We start from the raw sequence: 5,589 nt of genomic DNA on the forward strand, positions 1-5,589 counted from the left end.
CCGCCGCATGCAAGCCTAAGCTTTTAGAACAGTAGAGCAGGAACCTGCAAGATTCGGGCGGGGCCGAGGAGGCCGGATTCGAGGGGCTTGTCGTCTTTGGTCCAGTAGCGCCAGGTGGTAAACGTGACGCGGTCGGTTTTGGGGCGGGGTGTGCCCTCGATAAGCCATTTGGGCCAGGCTTTGATGGGGCCGGTCTTGCCGGTCCACTCGACGTCTTCTTCGGGCGGTAGCTGCTCGTCGCCGATCAAGCGGTTCACCCAGAGGTTGGTGACTTTTATCTCCAGCGTGTTGCTGCCGGGGCGCACCAGCTCGGTGATCTCTAAGCGCCACGGGGCTTTCCAAAGAGTGGCGATGGGCTGGCCGTTGAGGAGCACATCGGCGAAGTTCTTGACGATTCCCAGGTCGAGGATGACGGCACGGGTGGGATTGGGCGTGACAGTAAAGCTTGTTTTGTAGGTGGCAGTGCCGGAGAAGTACTTGGCATCGGGCTCTGTGAACTCGGTCCAGGAGCTGAGTTTTTCGAGCGTGCGTGGCTCTTGGCCGGGGAAGGTCAGCTCCCAAGCGGTGAGGGGGGTCTCACGGAGCGCGGGAGCTGAGAGCTGCTTGAGCGCGCCACGCGGGTCAGTGAAGGTGTAGGTGCCGGGCGTGTAGGCCAGGAGCTTGCCGCCTGTGAGCGTGAACTCGGGGAGGGCGTTGTCCGGGCCGCTACCCAGCAGCACCAGTGTCTGGTTCTCCCCGACCGTCTTCTCTAGCGGCTTGCCATCGAGCGTGTAGGAGATGCGGAGGTGCTTGACATGGAGGTTGATCGGGTCGCCGAAGAGGGCGTTGGAGGCGGGAATCTCCACCTCACCCTTGGCCACCAGCTCCTTCACTTTCGCGGTCACGTCCGCCCCGCCGGCACCGTCAACGGCTTCGTAGCGTGCGGAGAGGATTTCAAGCACGGGCGGTTTGGCAACTTGTGCTGGGCCGCCGGTGCGCTCGACTTTTGCAAAGCTCTTGCCGGGCTTGCTGCCCTTGCGGAAGATTACAAAGACCGACTCGGCGGGGCCAAGGGCCAGCGTGACATTGGTGTGGGTTTTGTCGGTCGTCCAGAGCGGTGCCGACTCGGTCGTGCCGGTCTCCGGGTGCCAGAGCTCAGGGGCGTGGCCTGCGATGCGGAAGCCCACTGTGGCTTTTTGCTGCGTGTAGCGCTGGTTGCTGACAAAATAGATCTCGGCCTCGGGCGTGCTGCGGTGCAGCCAAACAAACGGAGTCCCCTTAGGCAGCGCAACATCGGGTGCGGGGAGCGCGGCCTCCAGCGTGGTGAGCGTGAGCTGCGCGCCCAAGGCTTTCACTTGGGCATCGCACGCGGGATAGTTCACCAGGCTTGGGGACTTCTCGGGCTTACGCCCGACAATCTTCGCGCCCGCCTTGCTTAGCTCGACCAGCTTGGCGGCGGTCTGCGGAGTCAGCCAGATCGAGTCAGGGATCATGAGGACTTTGTAGCGTGCACCCGATGGAAAGACAATCTCGCCCTTGTCCACTTTAGCAGTCATCAGCGCCGTGCGGTCGCAGCCGTCGTAGTCGTAGCCGGGCGGCAGGCTCGGGCGGTAAAGATCATTGGGGGCATCATCGCCGCAGAACGTCAGAACGTCGGCCACAAAGCGCCCTGACTGAAGCAAGTGCTGGCAGCGCGCGACATAGGTCAGCCAGGTCGTGGCTTGCTTCCACCAGGTCTGGGTACGCTCTAAATGTGAGCCCCACGGCCCCATGGTCATGCCTGGCTTGAGGTCTAGCCAGGGCTGGTGGGCGTAGCGGTGGAAGATATAGCGATTGACGCCTTGGCTAAACATTCGGTCGCCCAGTGCCTTGATCCCATAGGGCTCGACCTGCCAGCGCCCCTCAAACTCGCCCGCCGTAAACGACTCCGCCCCGACAATCTTGCGACCCATCACGTGCGCACAGCTCGCCGCCACTTTTACCGTCTCGCCTGCGCTTCCCCCCGGCACCCAGAACTCGCCCATGAGAATATCGCCCTGCATGCCAACTTGCAGATTGTCAAACGGGCCGTTGCCGTAGGGCTCAATAGAAAACTGCATCTTGTTCTCGTGACAGAGCTCTTTAAAGCGCCCCGCGTAGTTTTCGCTAAAGAGATCCGCGATCGTGCGGCGCCAGTCCCACAAGAAGCGCTCGGACTGCTCCGGGCTCCCGATCACGCGCCCAGTTACCACGGGCATCCACGGCAGGGGATCGTAGCGGTGCTGAGCGATAAAGGCGCGACGTAGCTTCGGGGTCCAGTTCTGGCTTCCCATCTCGTAGGAGTCAATCAGCGCATTGTTAAACGACTTGCCCACCAGCTCCGGCCCCATGTCGGCAAGTACCGGCGCGACCCCTTTCTCCCAGTGCAGCTCGATGGCCTCGCGGCTGAGCTTGTCGCACTCCAGGCCACGACCTGCCTCAGGCGCGGGGGAGTTTATTGCGCCGGTGGGAGTGTGGCCCATGCGCAGCAGCAGCCACTCGCCTGCGGGGGCATCCCAGGTCAGCTTGCCGTCGGCGGTGCACTGCAAGACGGTGACATTGTCCCCGGGAATCGCACCCTCGGTGGCGGCTCCCTCGCTCGCCACACCCTTCACATTCAGCCCAAGCCCATCGCCGCCTCGGTCAAAGAGGGCCTTGGCGCGGATATTCTCTAGGCGTGCCATGTCGCCCCCTGCCGGAAGTTTCACCGCCAGCACCGCGATATCGTTGTAGTACTTTTCCCGCTTCGTCGGCTCTTTTAGGGTCAGCGTCAGCTTGCTCCCACCCGTAACCGCAGTCTCTGACCAAGTAAGTACCTGCATCGCAAACTCGGGCGTGATCCAGGGGCCGCCCGAGCTCGACCAGCCCGCACAGTTGTGAAAGCACAGCTCCAGCCCAAGGCGCTTGGCCTCTTTGGCGGCGTGCACCATCGCCTGTCGCCACTCGGGGGTCATGTAGAGCACTTTCCCCAGCGGAATTCCCTGATCGACATTAAAGATCTGCGCTCCGCCAATTCCCGCCTGCGCCATCGCCTCCAAGTCCGCCGTGATTCCCTCCTCCGAGATATTGCCGTTCATCCAGTGCCACCAGGTATGAGGCCGCGCCGCTAGCGGCGGCGTCTGGAAGTCGGTGGCAACCAGCACCTCCGGCGGCATTGGCATGGCCTTAGGCGCTTTCTTCTCTCGTTGCTCTTTTTTCTCTTTCTCTTTCTCTTGGGCAAGAGTTGGAGTGGCCACGAGGGCAAAGCTGGAAGCGAGAAACACACGTCGGTTCATAGTGAGAGATTCGGCACGGAAAGTGCCTCTACCTGCCTCGCCCAACAAAGCAATTCTGGTTGAGAGAAGCGCTCAATCACCGATGAAGCGATTTTTTTAGAGAATGGAGACAGCGTTGCACTGGTAGAAGTGCTCTGTGATTGTCCTCACAAGAGCACTCTTCGGAGCCGTCGCCTTCCACACTGACGATTCCCTCGGCGTAGTACGCCGCCATTGCTTCGTCAAACTTGCCTTCGCGGCAGAGGTCAACCAGGCCCTGCCCTATCTCTGAAACACTCAGCATTTTTTTGAAAAGCAAGCCAATGTTTGTTAAATTTGGAAAAAGAAAAAGCCGGGATAACTTCCCGGCTTTCAGAGTGGGTTTTCTAGATTTTCTCGCCGTATTTATCGAAGTGAAGTGCCTTGCACTGCTCCGTCCAGTTCTCCCGGCCAATGCGGCCCTGGAAGTGCTCGATATGCTCCGCGACTTGCTCCAGCATCTCCGGCGAAAGAAGGGCGATCTGCTTGAAGGTGTGGATTCCCAGGGTATTGAGCTTGGACTCAATAAACGGCCCGACTCCGATGATCTCCTTGAGATCATCTTCGCGATTTTGTTCCACGGCGGCAATTGCGAGCCCTGATGCTGTCGTTAGGGTCGCTGTAGTCGCCGTGTGGGCAGTCTGAAGGCGTGTCAGCTCTGCAGCTTGCTGCTGAAGGCGGGTTTCTTGGGCATTGAGCTGGGCCTGCGCGGTCTGAATGGTCGCGTTAGCGGTCTGGATATTGGTGTTAGCTTGGGTCAGCGCCTGGGTGTGAGCGGCAAGCTGGTCTTGCGCTTTGGCGAGGGCCTCTTTTAGCTGGTCGCGCTCTCCGGCGATTGCCTCAAGCGCCCCAAGTGTTTTGGGGCCTGTCTCGGTGAGCTTGGTCTTTGTCTCGACAGTCTGAACCTTGCCTTCCGCAGCGACACGGAGTTTCTCGGATCTTTCCAGGTTGAGGGTTAGCTCGTCAAGGCGGGCGTTGAGCGGAATAGCTTCGGCGCGAACCCGATCCCGGTCGGTCTTGGCTGTCGAGAGCTCGGCTTTCAGGGCTTCGAGCTGCTGGTCGCGCTCTTGCTTGAGTGTTTCGAGCTGCTTGTCACGCTCTAGCAAGCTGCGCTTGGTGTTGTCCAAGTCTTTTTGTAGCTTGGTATCCTGCTCGGGTTTTACCGCCGAGGAGCGATTGCGCCCTAGCCACCCAAGGGCCAGCAAGTACCCCGTGACGGCGGCGAGGAGGAGATATATCCAGATAAAAGAGAGGAAATGGAGCATAGCGATTCCTTCGTTAGCGTACCGTAAAGCCCGTGCGCCGGTTACGTCGTCGGCCTTCTTCGGTGGCGTTAGAAGCGATAGGTTGTGAGGAGCCGTAGCCTCTTGCAAAGAGATGAATGCAGGGGATTCCACGGGAGACAAGATAGGCACGGACGGAGTCAGCGCGCTTCTGGCTTAGGAGGCGGTTAGGCGCAGAGTCCCCCTCGCCATCGGTGTGGCCTCCGACAACGACCGTCGCCCCCGCCTGCGCTTTGAGTGCCTCGGCGATCCGGTTGAGATAGGGATAGGCCTCGGGCTTGATACGGGAGCTTGCGGTGGCAAAGAGAACCTCCCCAGAAGCCACCACGGCATTGAGCTGCGCTTGCGCTTTCTGGCGCTCTGTCTCGGAGAGGGCAGACGCGCTGGAAGGCTCTGGCACAAGGCGTGGCTCCCCGGCAAGAGTGAGCTGATTTTCCAGAGTCACCCCCGATGGAAGCGTGGCTTTAATCGTCGCTCCCAGCTTCTGGCGCTCCGCATCCGAGCTGACCAGACCTGCCAGAGTAACCACATCACCGCCCGCGGAAAGCTCTAGGTTACGAACACGCTTCAAAGCTGCGAGAGTCTTAAGAGGTTGCTCAGGCCAGCCGAACTCGCCGCCGCTGCCGCTCAGAGTGGTCTCGTCTTTGACCGTCCCCCCAAAGGCTGCCTGAACAGCTCGCACTGCCGCCTGACGGCTGGCATCGTCGGGATAGACCCCACGGACATAGTGAATGCCCTCGTAGCTGAGCACCTGAACCAGTCCGGTCGCATTCCCGGCAGTCGCGACTGTCGCAGGCTTGGGCGAAGCGCTGGGTGTAGGTGAGGGCGTTGCACCGCTCTGCCCCAAGAGATTGACGTCAAAGAACCAGGGTACATGCGCCGATAGCTCGTTCTGGACGATGGACTGAGCGCGGGTTGCGGTGTCGGTGGGGCCAAAGAGGTTGACATCAAGCCCGTCCACCCCGACACTCCAGTCTGTCTTGCCAGGCTGTCCAATGAGCCCATCGCGCGTCAAG

3 protein-coding genes are annotated in these 5,589 nt (G+C 60.6%); all 3 read right to left on the reverse strand.

Translation table 11 applies throughout. The features are described from left to right. Window positions 1-23 precede the first annotated feature (23 nt). The gene (locus tag AC1XOS_RS19080) at window positions 24-3,272 is read right to left on the reverse strand and encodes a glycosyl hydrolase (protein WP_481963807.1); all 3,249 of its coding nucleotides are present in this window, start codon (window positions 3,270-3,272) and stop codon (window positions 24-26) included. A gap of 365 nt (window positions 3,273-3,637) precedes the next feature. Next, window positions 3,638-4,555, reverse strand: a complete 918-nt coding sequence (locus tag AC1XOS_RS19085; RefSeq protein WP_481963808.1) for a hypothetical protein — start codon at window positions 4,553-4,555, stop codon at window positions 3,638-3,640. Window positions 4,556-4,568: 13 nt separating this feature from the next. Then, window positions 4,569-5,589 (reverse strand): OmpA family protein (locus AC1XOS_RS19090; RefSeq protein WP_481963809.1); only part of this gene is annotated, 1,021 nt, incomplete at its 5' end.

The sequence above is a fragment of the Armatimonas sp. genome (genome assembly GCF_964826245.1).